This is a genomic window from Flammeovirga sp. AWQ4_249 (assembly GCF_056161045.1).
On record NZ_JBSWYJ010000069.1, the window covers coordinates 1 to 15,716 of the forward strand.

A 15,716-nucleotide genomic window follows, 5' to 3' on the forward strand; every position below is an offset into this window, starting at 1 on the left:
GTTGTTCTTCTTGAAAAAAGAAACTTAATTATGAACTGAGAAAGAAATTAAACTCTGAATTAAAACGAGACAGCGTTCAGTTTACACTCCCACTAACAATGAATTATCAAATTTCCTGAACTAACAAAGCCTTTTGTTTCACAACAAAAGGCTTTTCTTTTATATTTAAAATGATTCTAATGAGAGTTCTTTTAATTCAATTTATTGTTTGAGAGTTTCCAACTTTTAATAGAATGCGTTCTCGGCTTGTAATTTAGTTGATTACTTTTGAAAGTAACGTTCTGTACTAAACTTCCAGGATCAGAAATTGTCATTAAATAGTTGATTTCAAATCCTTGTATCGTCGAATGAGAGGCATCAGAATTATCATCCGAAATATTTTCTAAGATTATTTTATCAATCTTAGGTTTATCATTTTGCTTATGTGTAAATATGCTTTTAGCGATAAGAACTACCTTTTTGGTAATTGAAATTTCACCATAGCTTTCTGAGGTTGCATGAACGTAGATAGAATCACCTTCACTGGCCTGATTAATTGCATCTTGAAGGCTTTCAAAGTCAGCATTTGAAGTGCCAACATTGTTGACATGAATTTGCGCATTTACGGATAAAGAAAATAATGTAAGTAGCGTTACAATAAGATTTTTCATATTTAGATAAAGTTGGTCAAGGGTACTATTCATTTACATTTATACCGACAAATAATTTGCCATAAAAATCTGTTTATCAGCACTATACAAATATATATAAAAATAGTATAAGAGAATATCCCCATTAAGAGGTATTTTTACAATCTTTAAGGTATTGATTTACTGCATCTTACAAAATGGTTTCAATTTGTTATTTACATTACTTACCTTATTTTTTCATCGCTTTCACCTCAGATGGTGTCACTTCAAACTCTTTAATAAAGCTTTTCGAAAAATGATTAACGGTAGAAAAACCAAATTCATAAGCCACTTCAGTGATATTTTTATCTGTCAATTCTAACATTTCCTTTGCTTTGTATAATCGCTGTTGATTAAAATAACTATAAATAGTATCACCAAATAATGTTTTAAATATCAAAGTCATTTTAGAGACATTTATAGCATGCTTTTTAGAAAGTTCTTTAAGTTTAGGTTTCTCTTTTAAGTTACTATCTATATCATCTTTTATAGTGTGGATGATTTCCAATTCATATTTGGAAAAGATATTATGATCTTCTTCTTTTTTATCAAAACTATAGATGATATTTTTTATGAGTACAAATAGTTCTGTTAATTTTAATCGAAGAAACTCATGTTGCAAATCTTCATGAATAGTTTCTTTAACAATAACATCAAAATGTTTTCTCCATAAAGAGAAATGATAATCACCAAGATGATATACGAAACTTTCCTGTTGTTCTATGATCTTCCTAACAGGTTCGGGAAACTCTTTGATATTAAAATAAATAGAAATGATTTTAATTGGAGTATGTGCTTTGGTAAAGGATTTTAATTTATCTTTCCCTTTGATAAACATAAACCCATTTGGTGTACTAATGTTAATTTCTCTCCCTTCGTCTTTTTGATAGATAATATTTTGTGTATAACAAAAAACAGTAAATTCAAATTTGTCATCGCTTTCAAATTCTAATGTATAATCTACTTTTGGTTTGATATTGTTCATCACTAAACGGTATCCCTCTCCTTCGAATACAGCACCATTACCAACAGCAAAATCGTTGTCAATAAAATATTCAAAATCTTTAATAGTTCCCCCTCCAAATTTTTCAACAAGGTATTCTATATACTTTTTTCCTCTTTGGTTTTCAAAAACTAACTTTTTCATAGATCACGTAGTGGATTACATCTAAAATACATAATTTCTGAAAAAATTGAAATAGGTATAAATGAAAAATGCTCCCTTTTTAAGGAGCATTTTATTTATTTTTGATACGTTTGATAATCGGTATATCCTTCTGCTCCTCCACCATAGAATGTAGCATGTTGTGCATAATCCACAGGTGTTAATTCCCAATCATTTTTAAATCTCTCTACTAAATCTGGATTTGTAATAAAGGGTTGTCCAAAAGCAAATAAATCAGCATAACCTTTATTTAGTGTTTCTTGTGCTTTTTCTTTAGTTAATTTTCCAGCAATCATTACAGGATATTTATAGACAGACCTAATTTTTTCTCTATAACTATCAGGTACTTCTTTACAATCTGAAATATTCTCAGAAAAATGAAGGTATGCTAAACCTATTTTATTTAATTTCTCAGCCAATAAAACACTGGTTTCAATCATTTCAGGATCATGTTTTCCACCTTCTGCCACAAATGGAGAGATACGAATAGCTGTTTTATTTGCTCCTATTGCTTCTGCAACTTTTTGAATAGTATTCATCACCATTCTCATTCTATTTTCTTTAGAACCTCCATATTCATCCGTTCTTTGATTAGAAGTCGAACGTAAAAATGTGTCTAATAAATAACCATGAGCTCCATGTAATTCCACACCATCAAACCCAGCTTCCATTGCATTTTTAGCAGCTTGAACGAAATCATTTTGAGTTGATAATATATCTTCAATGGTCATCTCTCTTGGTGCATCAGTTTCAAGCATACCATATTCATCATTGCCAAGAGGTCCCCATACTTTATCTTCCTCTTTTATTGCAGATGGAGCAACAGGTTGTTCCCCAGCAATAATCGTATTCGAACGTCTTCCAACATGCCATAATTGAATAAAAATCTTCCCTCCTTTTTTGTGCACTTCATCCGTTACCGCTTTCCAACCAGCTATTTGTTCTTTCGTATAAATTCCTGGTGTAAATGAATAACCACGACCTACTTTTGAAATCGGGCTTCCTTCAGTAATAATCAAACCTGCTGAGGCTCTTTGTCCATAGTATTCAACAGCTAATGGTGTAATCACATCTTCTCCAATAGAGCGAGAACGTGTCATAGGTGCCATTGCAATTCTATTATTTAAGGTAATATCTCCTAATTGAAATTTGTCAAATATTGTTTTCATTATTATCAATTTAGTTGTTTTTAATCGAATGCAAAGGTCTCGTTTTCTAATTCATTCAACGATGAAGTACCGCACAAAATTCGTGTGATCTATATCACATCTTAATGAAAACGACTTAGTGTTTCTCTACTTACACCTAAATAAGCCGCTATATATTTTTTGGGTACTCTTTGGATCAATCCAGGTAGTGAGGTAACCAAATCATTGTATCTTTTTTCTGCTGTATCCTTCATCAAACCCATTACTCTTTGTTGTAAAGAGATGTATCCTTTTGTCGATTTTATCCGAAAAAAATTAGCTAAAGCAGGTACCTTCTCACACATCATTTCACGATCCTCGTAAGACATGACTAAAAAAATGGCATCTTCTAGACAATCTATATTTAGTGTAGCTAATTCTTTATTTTGATACGCATAAAAATCACTTACCCAATAATTCTCCATGGCAAATTGTAGGATATGTTCTTTCCCTGAATCTTCCAAAAAATAAGCTCTTACCAAACCATTTACTATCCAAAATTCATTAGGAACAGGCATTCCCTCTTGTATTAGGAACTGATGCTTTTTTAATCTTTTTACTTTAAAATGTGGGATTAAAATCTGCCAGTCTTCCTCCGATAGGAAAACGGTCTCGTTGATATGATTCTTTAACTGATTAAGGGCTTTCTCTAACATTGAATAAATTAATTCACCATTTAAGAACTGAAATTAAGAAAGATTGTTTTCTTTTTTATAAAGCTAAAAAGAAACTTTATTCATCACATTTGTATTATCAACAATTTATTCATCAAAAGAAAAAGCTTACAGGAATAATATATAAACAAAATGATTTTAGTTCAAACTTTCTTTTGATTATAACTTATCCTTGTATTCATTAACTATTACAACAATAAAACTATTTATAGTAAAGTCATTTCAATACTTAAATAATCTAATTCCATATTTGTTTGAAATCAAAGGGGTATTTTCTCTATTCTAAAGGGGGTAAATTTTTAATCTTTATATAAATATAATCTTACCCCCAATTTTAAAGTTCAATGAATTAATATTGAATATCCTATTCTATCATAATTGAACTTAATGAAATAAATGAAAAGTTTATATCACATTATTACTTTAAATCTAGTTTTGTTTAGCTTATTCAGCTGCAACAAAAATAACGCAATACAAAATAACACGAAACAAATTTACAGTTATGAAAACTTAGATTTCGGTCAATTATCTGTTGCAAAAGTTGAAGCATTTAAAAGTCAAGAGCTTGAGAAAAATATTATAGTAGAGAAAGACTATTTTGTTTGGGGAAGTTCAGTAATTGAATTGAATGGTCAATACCATGCTTATTATTCGAGATGGAAACAAGCGGATAAATTCAAGGCTTGGATGACAGATTGTGAAATTGTACATGCGGTTTCAGATCATCCTGAAGGCCCATTTACATTTCAAAATGTAGTATTGGAAAGTGATAAAACAAAAGGTTGGGATTTAAATAATGCACATAATCCTTATGCTATTGTAGCTGAAGGAAAAATTCATCTTTATTATATTTCCAATGATGTAAGAAAACATTTTACTGATGATAAAGGAAACGTTACAGTTCCTAATGCAAAATGGTTAAATGACAATCGTTCTGTATTAAGAAATAGTCAAAGAATAGGTTTAGCAACTGCAGAAAAACCTGAAGGCCCTTTCATTAGAACAGAAGAACCTGTTGTGAATCCAGATGATAAAAAGTTTAAAAATATAGCAGTTAACCCATCTGTTGCTTTTCATAATGGGCAATATACCATGATCATGAAAGGTGATGATGTAAACAAAAAAGGCTGGTTCAGAATTCAACTCGTAGGTACTTCTACATCTGCCAATGGTCCTTTTGAATTTTCAGAAAAACCTGTTTATGATAAAGTACAAACTGAAGATGCATGTATTTGGTACGACCAAAATGTGGAAAGCTATTTTATGGTCTGTCATGTGATGGGAAAGAAGGACTTAGCCTTATTTACGTCTCAAAATGGTACGGATTGGGTCATGCACCAACGTTCTATTTTTATGAAAAAGGAATTTGAATTAGAAGATGGTACAACTTGGACTCCAGAACGTGTCGAACGTCCATTTGTTTTGACAGATAAAACAGGGAAACCTAAAGTGTTATATGTTGCTGTTATCGAAAATGGAGTCAGTGGAAACATTGCACTTCCTATTCATTTTGAAAAGAAAACAAACAACGAAATATCAAAATAAGAAATGAAAAAATTATTAATGAGCCTAGCAATAGGTGGTAGCTTATTTTCATGTCAAAAAGTTGATAATAAATCAACGGAAGTAGCTCAAAATACAGATAAACCTAATGTCATTATCTTTTATGTAGATGATTTAGGATATGGTGATATTGGTAAAAACGGTTTAGTGGGTGCTAGCACTCCTACCATTGATAAATTAGCTGATGGTGGTGTACTTTTTACAGACGTTCACTCTCCACATGCGACTTGTACTCCTTCTAGATATTCTATGTTGACAGGTGAGTATGCATTCAGAAAGAAGGCAAAGGTATTGAAAGGAGATGCTCCTTTATTAATTGATCCTAACAAAAAGACCCTTCCTGATTTATTTAAACAAGCAGGTTATGCAACAGGCGTTGTAGGTAAATGGCACTTAGGTTTAGGAAATGGCAATGTAGATTGGAACAAAGCGGTGAAGCCAGGACCATTGGAATTAGGGTTTGATTATTCATTCCTTTTACCTTCTACTGGTGATAGAGTTCCTTCAGTGTACTTGGAAAATCATCACGTAGTCAACTTAGATCCGAACGATCCTATCACAGTTAGCTACAAAGAAAATATCTCTGATCGTCCTACTGGAAATGATCATCCTGAGTTAATTCGTCAAGGTGCTGACAAACAACATGGTAATACAATCATCAATGGTATCTCAAGAATTGGCTACATGAAAGGTGGTGAAAAAGCACTTTGGACAGATGAAGATTTCCCTGAAAAGTTAGCAGGTAAAGCGTCTAGTTTTATCAAAGAAAATAAAGATAAACCCTTCTTCTTATACTTCGCATTTCATGATATTCATGTACCTCGTCTACCTTCAGATCAGTTTAAAGGTAAATCTGAAATGGGTGTTCGTGGTGACGTAATTCTACAGATGGACTATGCAACTGGTTTAGTGATGAAAACATTAAAAGACCTTGGTATTGAAGACAATACATTAGTGATTTTCACTTCTGACAATGGTCCTGTTTTAACGGATGGCTATGATGATCAAGCGATTGAATTATTAGGAGATCACAAACCTGCGGGGCCATTCAGCGGTGGTAAATATTCTGCACTAGAAGGTGGTACTAGAGTACCTATGATCGCTTATTGGCCAAATAGAATCAAGGCTGGTCAAACGAATGACGCTACCTTCTCTCACTTAGATTTTTATGCTTCTTTTGCTGAATTATTCAACATTGATGTTCCAAAAGACGAAGCAATTGACTCTAAGAGTGTATTAACTTCTTTATTAGGAGAATCAAATGAAGGTCGTCCATACATGGTAGAAGAATCTTATACAATAAGCTTACGAGAGGGTGATTGGAAATATATTCAGCCAATTCCAAAGGAAAGAAGAATTCCTGATTTCATGAATAAGATCAAGAATATTGATGGTGGTATGTCAAGAGATCCTCAATTATTCAACTTGAAAAAAGATATTGCTGAGAAAAATAATGTTGCTAAGGATAATCCAGAAGTGGTGAAAAGAATGCAACATATGTTAGACTCTATCCAAGCGATAAAAACAGTTGCTATTCAATAAATTTGAATTATTAATTGACTAACAAATGCTATTCTATTTTTGAATTAGAAGTACATCCATAATTTTGCTTTTAATTTTAAAGTGGAATAGCCATTTTTTTAAATAGAAATGAAATGAAAGTGACAACAAAAAACTTATTACTATCTCTAGCTGGACTGTCATTGTTTGGGGCATGTGCTACTGAACAAGCTAAACAAGTACAGCAAGAGAAAGCCCCTAACGTTTTAATGATTATTGTAGATGATTTGGGTGCCCATGATTTAGCGACAACAGGTTCCAATTATTATGAAACACCGAATATTGACGGTTTAGCGGCAGAAGGAATACAATTTGACCAAGGATATGCCTCTTGTCAGGTTTGTAGTCCAACTCGAGCAAGTATCATGAGTGGTAAATCTCCTGCTAGACATGGTATTACGGATTGGATAGGCGCTCCTGAAGGAGAAAAATGGAGAAAACAAAAACGTCATAATAAATTACTTCCAGCCTATTATCAACATTCACTTGACACAGCATACACAACTATGCCGGAAGCTTTTCAAGAGCATGGTTATACAACTTTCTTTGCAGGAAAATGGCACGTTGGTGGAGAAGGTTCACTTCCTCAAGATCATGGATTTGATATTAATGTAGGTGGTTATCATGCAGGTAGTCCTAAAGGTGGTTATTTTTCTCCTTATAAAAACCCAGCGATGAAAGATGGTCCTGAAGGAGAGAATCTATCGATGCGTTTAGCCAATGAAACCGTTAAGTTCATGGAAAAACAAGATAAAGATAAACCTTTCTTTGCTTGTTTATCTTTCTATGCTGTACATGGACCTATCCAAACGACAGAGGAAAAATGGAAGAAATATAAAGACAAAGCCATCCAACAAGGCGTTGCTGAAAAAGGGTATGAAATGGCTAAATTTTTACCGATTCGTCAACACCAGGACAATCCAGTTTATGCAGGCCTAGTAGAATCTATGGATGATGCTGTTGGTCGTGTATTGAACTCTTTGGATCAATTAGGACTAAGTGAAAATACAATAATCGTCTTCACTGGTGATAATGGAGGTGTTGCTGCTGGCGATGCATTCTCAACATCAAATGCACCATTGAGAGGTGGAAAAGGCTATCAGTTTGAAGGTGGATTAAGAACGCCATACATCATTAAAGTACCTGGAATGAAAAATAAAGGAACGCATTCTAATGTTCCCGTTACTAGTACTGACTTCTATCCTACCTTATTGGATTTAGCAGGTTTACCACAATATCCTGAGCAACATCAAGATGGAATTAGTATTGTTCCCGCTATCAATGGAGAGGAAATGGAAGATCGTTCTATTGTATGGCACTATCCTCATTACGGTAACCAAGGTGGAGAACCATCTTCTGTTATTCGTAAAGGAAAGTGGAAATTAATCCATTATTATGAAGATGATAGAGAAGAATTATATGATCTTTCTATTGATATTTCTGAACAGAAAAATATTGCTTCAGCAAACCAAGAAGTTAAGGAAAAATTAAGCACAGAACTTTTCGCTTATCTTAAAGAAACGAAGGCTAATTTCCCTGAAAAAGACAATACTTGGACACGAAAAGCAGAGGATAAACATCTTGAAAAAGTAAGAACAGTGAAGATGAAAAGCCTTGAAAAAGGAAGAAAGAAAATGTTATCAGAGACTTACCAACCCAATAAAGATTGGTGGGGTAGTCAAAGAATTATTGATTAATTCAATATAATATAATTATATAGCTTAGAAAAAGGGTATTCGTCTTCGGTTGCCCTTTTTTATTGAAGTTCAATCTTATCAATAAACAACTCAAAAGACTCTGCTTTCTTATTACTTATCAAAAATGCAATCTGTTCAATTTGAGAAGCATCAAAATTGGGGATATTTAATTTTCTTCCTCTAAATGCCGGATACATAGTATTCAAGTCAATCACTATATCCTGCCATTCACCATTTGTTGAAAAAGTAGAAATGTAAGTAAAATATTCACGGTTATCTGCTTTCACTCTAAATTGATAATCTTTTCCGTCTCCTTTCACTTTTAAAACAATTTTAGTGTAACCTTTCACTGATTTAGTATCAAAATTATATCTCAATGAAGAAAATCCACCATTATTTTCTAAAGATACATTTCCTTTGAAAACACCATGTCCATCTTTATTAAGATTAAAATTTCCCGAAGACCTACCTCCCATCACTACATCATCTACAATTCTCCAGTTTTGTAGATTAGATTGCTTGTTAAAATCAAAAATTAAATCTGAATTCGTCATTGAAAATAATATCATAAGAAGTAATAGGTTTTTCATAATGCTGTTTTAATAGTTCTTCATGGAAACAGATAGTTGACTAGAATGTTTTAAATAAGTAATGCATAAACTATTATTTCACTTCTTTTAATTCCACCTAATATATCAAATCTTAAAATGATAAATTGGATCAGTAAAAGTATAGACAAAATCATAGAAATCAGTGTAGGATTTCCTCATTTACGAAAAAGGTAGTGATACTTATACTACTAATGCTTATCGCATTTATTCCTTCTCCTATTTATTTTATACAAATTGGTGGTTGCATCGGTGAAGATGGTCTTTGTGCACCGATGTGGTTAGCAAGAGTAAGGTAGATTATCATTCACCCATTATTAATGCTTTGGGCTTGGGCTGTAAGGTAATAAAAATTCACCCTTCTACTCTACAAGCAAAAGGGTGATACTGAATTGTCTAGTAACTTATTTTTAAGGTCTTACCTTCTAGGTATTTCCCTTTTGATTCTTTAATCTTTAATTTTTGATCCGCTGACATTCCGATTGTTTCACCATCATGAAGTGTTACGTTTGAACCAATTACATAATGAGATAAATTATACATCATGTCTATCAATTCCATATGATTGTGTGTGGAATTTACAATTTCCATTTCACTTTTTCCAAAATCTTTTAAACCATAAGTATAAATAGATTGCTTTCCATTTTCTTCTTTTAATCCAAAATAAATCCAATTATACAATGGTAAATCTTGTCTTGACATTGTTTTGGTATTTTCAAGGTAAAAATCTTTTTGCAGTAATAAAGATCGTCCCCCCATATAAAGACCTATTGCATCACTATTTTCAAGAACAGCAGCCGTCACTTTATTATAAAGTATGTTTTCCTTGACGGGATTTGTACCTGCATTAGAAATAGAAACAATGATGTGGCCTGTATGTTTAGAAGTTATTTTAGCAGCATTTGGCCATAGATAATTATATTCTGCAGTTTCTTCAACTTCATTACCCGGCACTTGGGCTTTGATAACTCCGAGTATTACTACATAGTCTTCAATTTTCAAGACACAAGATGCTTCTCCTATTTCCTTTGAATCAATCTTTAATTTCCATTTATTTTCTATATCAGCAACAAAATTATCCATACTCAAAGAATTATTATCCTTTAATAATACCATTCCGATTAAAGGATTGCTATCTTCTAGTACTTTAACAATTTTATTCTTAGAAAAGCTAATAAATGCTATTGTTAAAAATAGAAAGGTGGCTGTAATTTTTTTAATCATCTGTTGTTGTATTTGTAATTGTCAAAAAATGTAGTCGGTATAAAGAGTGTAAACAAAAATATTTTATACAGTTAGTAATTGCAAATTTTAATTTATCTCAAATCTCACTAGATATTTCATTCTGATTTATTGATAAATAATTCTTTGGTTCCAGACCATGTTTCCTCTCTTGTATTTACATCTATCCAATATGATGAATCTCTTTCAACGTCATAATTCATATAACCTTTCATAATAGATTCATATTCTATATAAATCTCCCCACTCTCTTCGATTATCTCTCCCTTCCCATTCATACTAAATTCACCTACGTCTGGTAAGTGAAGGTAATTAATTAAATAAAGATCTAGCTTTTCTGCATAGGCATTCTCAAAGTCAGTAAGTTGATTATCTATATATGTAGATATGATCGCCTGATCTCCACCACAATCCCATGATAAAGTAATTTTTTTACCTTCCTTTAAAAGTTTTAAAGTTTCGTTTTTGAGGTCTACAACTTCTTTATCAATAGTATTGGAATTAGAGCTAGAATCAGAATTTGAGCTTGACTCACTTTGGGGCAAGCAACCTGTCGAACTTAACATTGCGAGACCCCCAATTTTACTAGCGAAAAGTAAAAATTTTCTTCTATTATATTTTTTCATAATGGTGTTTATTTTGAGCTAGCCATTCTATTTCTTCTCTTTGTGGAGTGAATTGCCAACGTTCATTAAATTGATAGTGAGAAAGAAAGTTTTGAATAGTTGATGTTGGAGATAATGTAGATTGTAATTCCTTTGCAGATTCAAAACCCAAAATTTCTTGTACTAGATGAACTCCAAAATTACTTAATGTAATCAATAAAGATGATTTTAAATTCGATTTCATCAATGGTGATAAAACAAATTCTTCAATTGCTTGGTCTTCAAAATTTGGAATATGAATTAATGGTGCTATTCTTTCATCATTTACAGTCAACCAATCTTGCAAACTCGGTACTCTACCGTTTAGATCTTCTTTACAGTGTTCTGCTGCTATATCTCTTATCAAGATTTCAACATTATTATTGTTGATAAGAATATCTCCATATTTTCTTGTTGTTAAATCAATACCCCATAGATTGTGTAATAATAATCGATGTCTAGGATTAAAATAAAAGAGTTTACTACTATCTATAAATTTATGAATCGCATAATAATCCTTTTCTGTACCTCCAAACTTTCTTACAGATAATCAACATTGTTCCCAAATATTCATATAAAAGGTTAATTAAAATTACTTCGTGATCGCTTTTGGCGAAACTCCAAATTGTTGTTTAAAGGCAACAGAAAACTTTGCCAACGATTTATAACCTACAAGTCTTGAAACCTCTGTCACAGTTCTATTTTCTAATATTAGAAGTTGCTTTGCTTTTTCTAATTTATATTCAATATGAAAACGATGAACAGGTTTGCCAAAAAGTTTCTTAAAATCTCTTTTAAACTTTGAAGCTGAATAACCATAACGATAGGCTAAATTTTCAATACTTGGTGTATTTGTATAATCTGATAGGATTAAATCCTTGATCTTAAGCAGCATATTTTGGTCATCCGTATGTAAATTATTTTTTTCAATACTGTCTCTATTCAATAAACGTTCGTAAAAAACACCCAAACATTCAATGGCTCTAGAGATAATTATTCTCTTTTTATAGATTTCACTTTTGGAAGAATCTAGTTCAAAAATATCTTTTAAAAACATATGCACTTCTAAAGGAACGATATCAAAGATCAACCAAGATTCACCTTCTTTTAATACATCAAATAAAGGTAATAGTAATTGAAAATCCTTTTCTATTACAGATTTAGAAAGACGTATAGAAAGCCATTTGTATTCTAAATGAGCTGAATTTTGGAGAGAAAAAGATTTGTCATTATTGTAAATTCTCATGCCTCCCGTTGAGCCAATATGTATAGTATCAAAAAAGTTACCTGCATAATCAAAACGCAATACAATAGAAGGGTCATCCGTTTTACCTTCAATGTGAAGAATGTTGTCCTGTTTAAATTGAAAACTATTTAGATGAATTGAAAAACCTTTGACAAATTCATAATAAAAGAGATCTAAATTAACTTCTGGAGAAGTCAAGACTAAGCGATCTTGTACTCGTTCACCACCAAAAGTTTCTTGAAATTGGTCAAGAATCAGGTTGTCTGCTTGTTCGTAAAAAAAATATTCTTTATGGTTTTCCATTCTGTGAAACTAAAAAAGCTTGAAGTAAAAAAGTAGTTTCAATACTTAAAAAAAATAAAGTTAATAAGAGTCATAAAGATATCTTAAACCGTTAGTAAATCCTACACCAAATATAGTTCGATGCGTCTCATTTTTCACTACTGCTGATTTAATATTTAAACTTTGGATATTTTTATTCCTCAATAATTGCACATATTCTTCTTGGTATTCTTTGATTCTCAAGTCAAATTCTCCAGAAGCCATGTAAAGTTTCGTTTTATTCTTGATCGTTAAATTCTTCCCTTCAGCTTCTTTTACTATTAATTTATCATCAAACCATAAAGATGAACCTAAAAGAAGATATTTATTAAATAAATAAGGTCTTTCAAGTAGTACAGTAGATCCGAATAACCCTCCATATGAATGTCCATAAATTGCTCTTTCTCCTTTTTGAACCCTAAACTCTTTATCAATGAAAGGAAAGAGTTCAAATTCAAAAAAGTTCATAAAATGTGGCGCTCCTCCAGTAGGATCTACATTATGGTTACCCATTTTTAAGTCTTTATCTTCAACAGGAGTTAGATCTCTACTTCTTAATTTGTAAAAATTTCTGTAATTAGTATCGTATGCTATTCCTATAACAATTGTGGGAGGCATAAGTTTATCTTTAATGAGTCTTTGTACAATATAGCTTACTCCTCCAAAATTCGTCTCTGCATCTATAACATATAAAACAGGATACTCTTTATTCTTATCACGATAATAATTTTTAGGATAAGAAATCTTCAACAAATATTCTTGATTATTGAATTTAGATGTCAATCTTCTTATTCCTGTATTAGCAACAGTCACTTGTTCATTATTTTGAAGGCTATCTTTTTCTTCAAGTTGTAGTTTAAGTACTTCAATGACATGTTTTAGACTGTCATTTTCAAAATTTAAATGCTTATTTTCTTTATTTTTTGATTGACAGCTTAAGAAAAAGAAAAGAGAAATTATATAAAAAAATTTCATAGTTGTTCTGAAAAATATATACTTATCAATTCAATTCATAATTTGCATTGGCCCATGCTATCACAGGATCTAACCAAATGTCTAATGCTTTGAACTGAAATCCATGTTTCAAACCTGTATGTAATTCAATTTCTTTAAAGTGCCTTATTTCACAAGTAGAAGTTTCTTTTCTTGCGAGAGCTGAAACACCCAATGCATCTGATTTTTCATAAATTGTTAAGATATTACCACAAAAATTTATGTCTGATAATCTTTCGATATCATCATTTCTAAAGCTAGCGATAAATACAAAATTTAAGGATGGATTATGTGCAAATGTGGAAACGTATTGAGCAATATACCCACCTTTAGAAGTTCCAACAACGGTAATATGCTCAGCTTTTACCCCTTCGTCCAATAAACTATCAATTTGTAATTTAACTTTCTGAGCATAAGCAATAGGATCTATACTTCCATTTCGTTTTTCACTGATTACATTAAATCCTTTTTTTTCAAATTTAGAAATAATCTGATTGTACTGAGCGACACCATATTGAGGATGAGGGTGGCTTAAATCATACATTTCTACAAAACGATTATGTAAGAAAAAGATATACCTATCTGAGGCTGAAACGGAGAAGGATATAAAAGTGAGAAAGAGAAAGAGAAGACGTTTCATAAAGCTTATAATGTAGTTTTTGTTTCTTTTTTGAAAGACAGAAAAAAATATCTTCCGCAAATGAGAATACTTAATCCAAATAATAAAATTTCAAGGTTTAAAATACTTTCTATTATTTGTATTGTTGTAACACTTGGTTCCATTGAATCTATGTCTGGATTACTATTGGAAACAAATGAATTGAGAATAAAATATTCTGAACGTATGCTTAATAATTTGATGAATAATGCCAAAGAAGAAATTCCATAAAGAAAAGTAATTCCTTTATTTAAGGTTAATTTGAAGATATAGTAATTGAAATTTAGAGGAAAAAATACATTGATAAACAGAACGATAGCAATCAGATATTTTGGAGATTGAAGGTAAATATCATGCAACTGAACTTCTATTAATGCTGTACTAAAAAAAGCTACTCCTAGTATTAAAGTAATAATACCAAGGCTTAATATAGAAATTAGAAATGTGTTCCTTATGAATTGCATTTTGCTTTTTGATTTAGTTCTAATGGTATCAACCACTTAGTTGCTTTAAGGTGAATTACATATTAAAGATATAAATAATATAATCTATTTAGTTCGAATGTCACATATTATTCCATAATGATCTGAATTCTCTAACTTAAATCTTTGTGCATCAATGAGGTCAATTTTTTCATCATAAAAGAAATAATATATTACAAAATATTTTTTATTTCAATGCTATACTTAAACGGATTTTCTGAATCCAAGTCTCCATCATGAAAAATTAGAAATTTAGCCTGTTCATTTGATAAGCTTTCTGTTTCGATATTATTAATTCCTTTAATACATAATTTCTCCTCAAAATATATCACTTTGTCAAAAATAATGAACTTTGTTTTTGTAAATCGTAAAGTTTCACCACATCCTAAAATACCACCATTACAAACTAATATTTTATGCTTTTCATCAATAATTTTTTCGTAATTCAGTCTTACAAATAGTACAGTAAAAAGACTAACAGATAATAATGGAATGATAATTAAAAAGGAGAACAATTTCTTTTTTGTGTTTTTGACAAAACTAAAATAAAGAATGCTCAACAGTATGAAAACTAGAAGTAACGAAGTATTTGTGTAGACTCCTTTCAGGTGGTATCCATTATAATAAAGAACAATTAAAAAGAAAATTATGATGCAGATGAAACTTATAAGTGGAATAATAATTTTTTCTAATTTCGGGAAATACCACTTTGTAGAAATTGGTAGAAGATTTAAACAGAAAAAGAAGAAGATGATGAATAGTATAAATGTCATTTCATTTAATTTATAGTCATAAAAATCAATTGCTCTAATCAACAAATTTATAAAAGTTCTTCAATACCTGAGTTTTGAAATAGTTTTTCACCAAGCTTTACTTTTGATATCCCTTCCTTTATTTCATATGAATATTCTATTACATGGATTTGCAACATTTTTCCGGATAAAAAGTTAAGCCACCTTTTGATTATATAATTCCATAAACTGTTCTGGAGATTTATAGCCCAAAACT

Annotated in this window: 16 protein-coding genes and 1 pseudogene; 4 read left to right on the forward strand and 13 right to left on the reverse strand. The window is 31.1% G+C overall.

The genetic code is table 11. The features are described from left to right. Positions 1 to 191 precede the first annotated feature (191 nt). The 4 genes from ACXAHM_RS25110 to ACXAHM_RS25125 form a co-directional block, all read right to left on the reverse strand. Positions 192 to 650 (reverse strand): hypothetical protein, encoded by a 459-nt coding sequence (locus ACXAHM_RS25110; RefSeq protein ID WP_474966614.1) that lies wholly within the window; start codon positions 648 to 650, stop codon positions 192 to 194. A gap of 208 nt (positions 651 to 858) precedes the next feature. Then, positions 859 to 1,815 carry a helix-turn-helix domain-containing protein gene (locus ACXAHM_RS25115; protein ID WP_474966617.1) on the reverse strand — a complete coding sequence of 319 codons (957 nt, stop codon included), beginning with the start codon at positions 1,813 to 1,815 and terminating at the stop codon, positions 859 to 861. A 95-nt stretch (positions 1,816 to 1,910) separates the two neighbouring features. Next, positions 1,911 to 3,002, reverse strand: coding sequence for an alkene reductase (locus tag ACXAHM_RS25120; RefSeq protein ID WP_474966620.1), 1,092 nt, complete (start codon positions 3,000 to 3,002; stop codon positions 1,911 to 1,913). A 101-nt stretch (positions 3,003 to 3,103) separates the two neighbouring features. Continuing rightward, positions 3,104 to 3,676 carry a Crp/Fnr family transcriptional regulator gene (locus ACXAHM_RS25125; protein WP_474966623.1) on the reverse strand — a complete coding sequence of 191 codons (573 nt, stop codon included), beginning with the start codon at positions 3,674 to 3,676 and terminating at the stop codon, positions 3,104 to 3,106. A 414-nt stretch (positions 3,677 to 4,090) separates the two neighbouring features. On the opposite strand from ACXAHM_RS25125, the gene ACXAHM_RS25130 reads away from it, so the two are divergent. The 3 genes from ACXAHM_RS25130 to ACXAHM_RS25140 all read left to right on the forward strand — a co-directional run bounded on the left by ACXAHM_RS25130 (position 4,091) and on the right by ACXAHM_RS25140 (position 8,514). Beyond that, complete coding sequence (locus tag ACXAHM_RS25130) at positions 4,091 to 5,239, forward strand: glycoside hydrolase family protein (protein ID WP_474966625.1); 1,149 nt, start codon at positions 4,091 to 4,093, stop codon at positions 5,237 to 5,239. Between the two features lie 3 nt (positions 5,240 to 5,242). Beyond that, complete coding sequence (locus tag ACXAHM_RS25135; protein WP_474966627.1) at positions 5,243 to 6,799, forward strand: sulfatase family protein; 1,557 nt, start codon at positions 5,243 to 5,245, stop codon at positions 6,797 to 6,799. Between the two features lie 113 nt (positions 6,800 to 6,912). Beyond that, positions 6,913 to 8,514: a sulfatase gene (locus ACXAHM_RS25140; RefSeq protein ID WP_474966631.1), complete on the forward strand. Its 1,602-nt coding sequence runs from the start codon at positions 6,913 to 6,915 to the stop codon at positions 8,512 to 8,514. 59 nt (positions 8,515 to 8,573) lie between these two features. Here ACXAHM_RS25140 and ACXAHM_RS25145 read toward each other — a convergent pair whose 3' ends face one another. The 7 genes and pseudogenes from ACXAHM_RS25145 to ACXAHM_RS25175 all read right to left on the reverse strand — a co-directional run bounded on the left by ACXAHM_RS25145 (position 8,574) and on the right by ACXAHM_RS25175 (position 14,208). Then, positions 8,574 to 9,104: a CIA30 family protein gene (locus tag ACXAHM_RS25145; protein WP_474966634.1), complete on the reverse strand. Its 531-nt coding sequence runs from the start codon at positions 9,102 to 9,104 to the stop codon at positions 8,574 to 8,576. Positions 9,105 to 9,518: 414 nt separating this feature from the next. Continuing rightward, positions 9,519 to 10,346: a DUF4261 domain-containing protein gene (locus ACXAHM_RS25150; protein ID WP_474966636.1), complete on the reverse strand. Its 828-nt coding sequence runs from the start codon at positions 10,344 to 10,346 to the stop codon at positions 9,519 to 9,521. A 116-nt stretch (positions 10,347 to 10,462) separates the two neighbouring features. Then, the gene (locus ACXAHM_RS25155; RefSeq protein ID WP_474966640.1) at positions 10,463 to 10,990 is read right to left on the reverse strand and encodes a hypothetical protein; all 528 of its coding nucleotides are present in this window, start codon (positions 10,988 to 10,990) and stop codon (positions 10,463 to 10,465) included. Continuing rightward, positions 10,977 to 11,543: pseudogene (locus tag ACXAHM_RS25160) on the reverse strand (DUF6915 family protein); the annotation flags it as partial. The gene ACXAHM_RS25155 and the pseudogene ACXAHM_RS25160, both read right to left, overlap by 14 nt. A 57-nt stretch (positions 11,544 to 11,600) precedes the next feature. Further along, on the reverse strand, positions 11,601 to 12,557 hold the full coding sequence (locus ACXAHM_RS25165) for a helix-turn-helix domain-containing protein (RefSeq protein ID WP_474966644.1): 957 nt from the start codon (positions 12,555 to 12,557) through the stop codon (positions 11,601 to 11,603). 60 nt (positions 12,558 to 12,617) lie between these two features. Beyond that, complete coding sequence (locus tag ACXAHM_RS25170; RefSeq protein ID WP_474966648.1) at positions 12,618 to 13,550, reverse strand: alpha/beta hydrolase; 933 nt, start codon at positions 13,548 to 13,550, stop codon at positions 12,618 to 12,620. Between the two features lie 25 nt (positions 13,551 to 13,575). Next, the gene (locus tag ACXAHM_RS25175; RefSeq protein WP_474966651.1) at positions 13,576 to 14,208 is read right to left on the reverse strand and encodes an alpha/beta hydrolase; all 633 of its coding nucleotides are present in this window, start codon (positions 14,206 to 14,208) and stop codon (positions 13,576 to 13,578) included. A gap of 60 nt (positions 14,209 to 14,268) precedes the next feature. On the opposite strand from ACXAHM_RS25175, the gene ACXAHM_RS25180 reads away from it, so the two are divergent. Then, the gene (locus ACXAHM_RS25180) at positions 14,269 to 14,457 is read left to right on the forward strand and encodes a hypothetical protein (protein WP_474966654.1); all 189 of its coding nucleotides are present in this window, start codon (positions 14,269 to 14,271) and stop codon (positions 14,455 to 14,457) included. 424 nt (positions 14,458 to 14,881) lie between these two features. Here ACXAHM_RS25180 and ACXAHM_RS25185 read toward each other — a convergent pair whose 3' ends face one another. Both ACXAHM_RS25185 and ACXAHM_RS25190 read right to left on the reverse strand, forming a co-directional pair. Beyond that, a complete protein-coding gene (locus ACXAHM_RS25185; RefSeq protein WP_474966658.1) occupies positions 14,882 to 15,223 on the reverse strand; it encodes a hypothetical protein in 342 nt (113 codons plus the stop codon). A 305-nt stretch (positions 15,224 to 15,528) separates the two neighbouring features. Continuing rightward, positions 15,529 to 15,716 (reverse strand): hypothetical protein (locus ACXAHM_RS25190; RefSeq protein WP_474966663.1); only part of this gene is annotated, 188 nt, incomplete at its 5' end.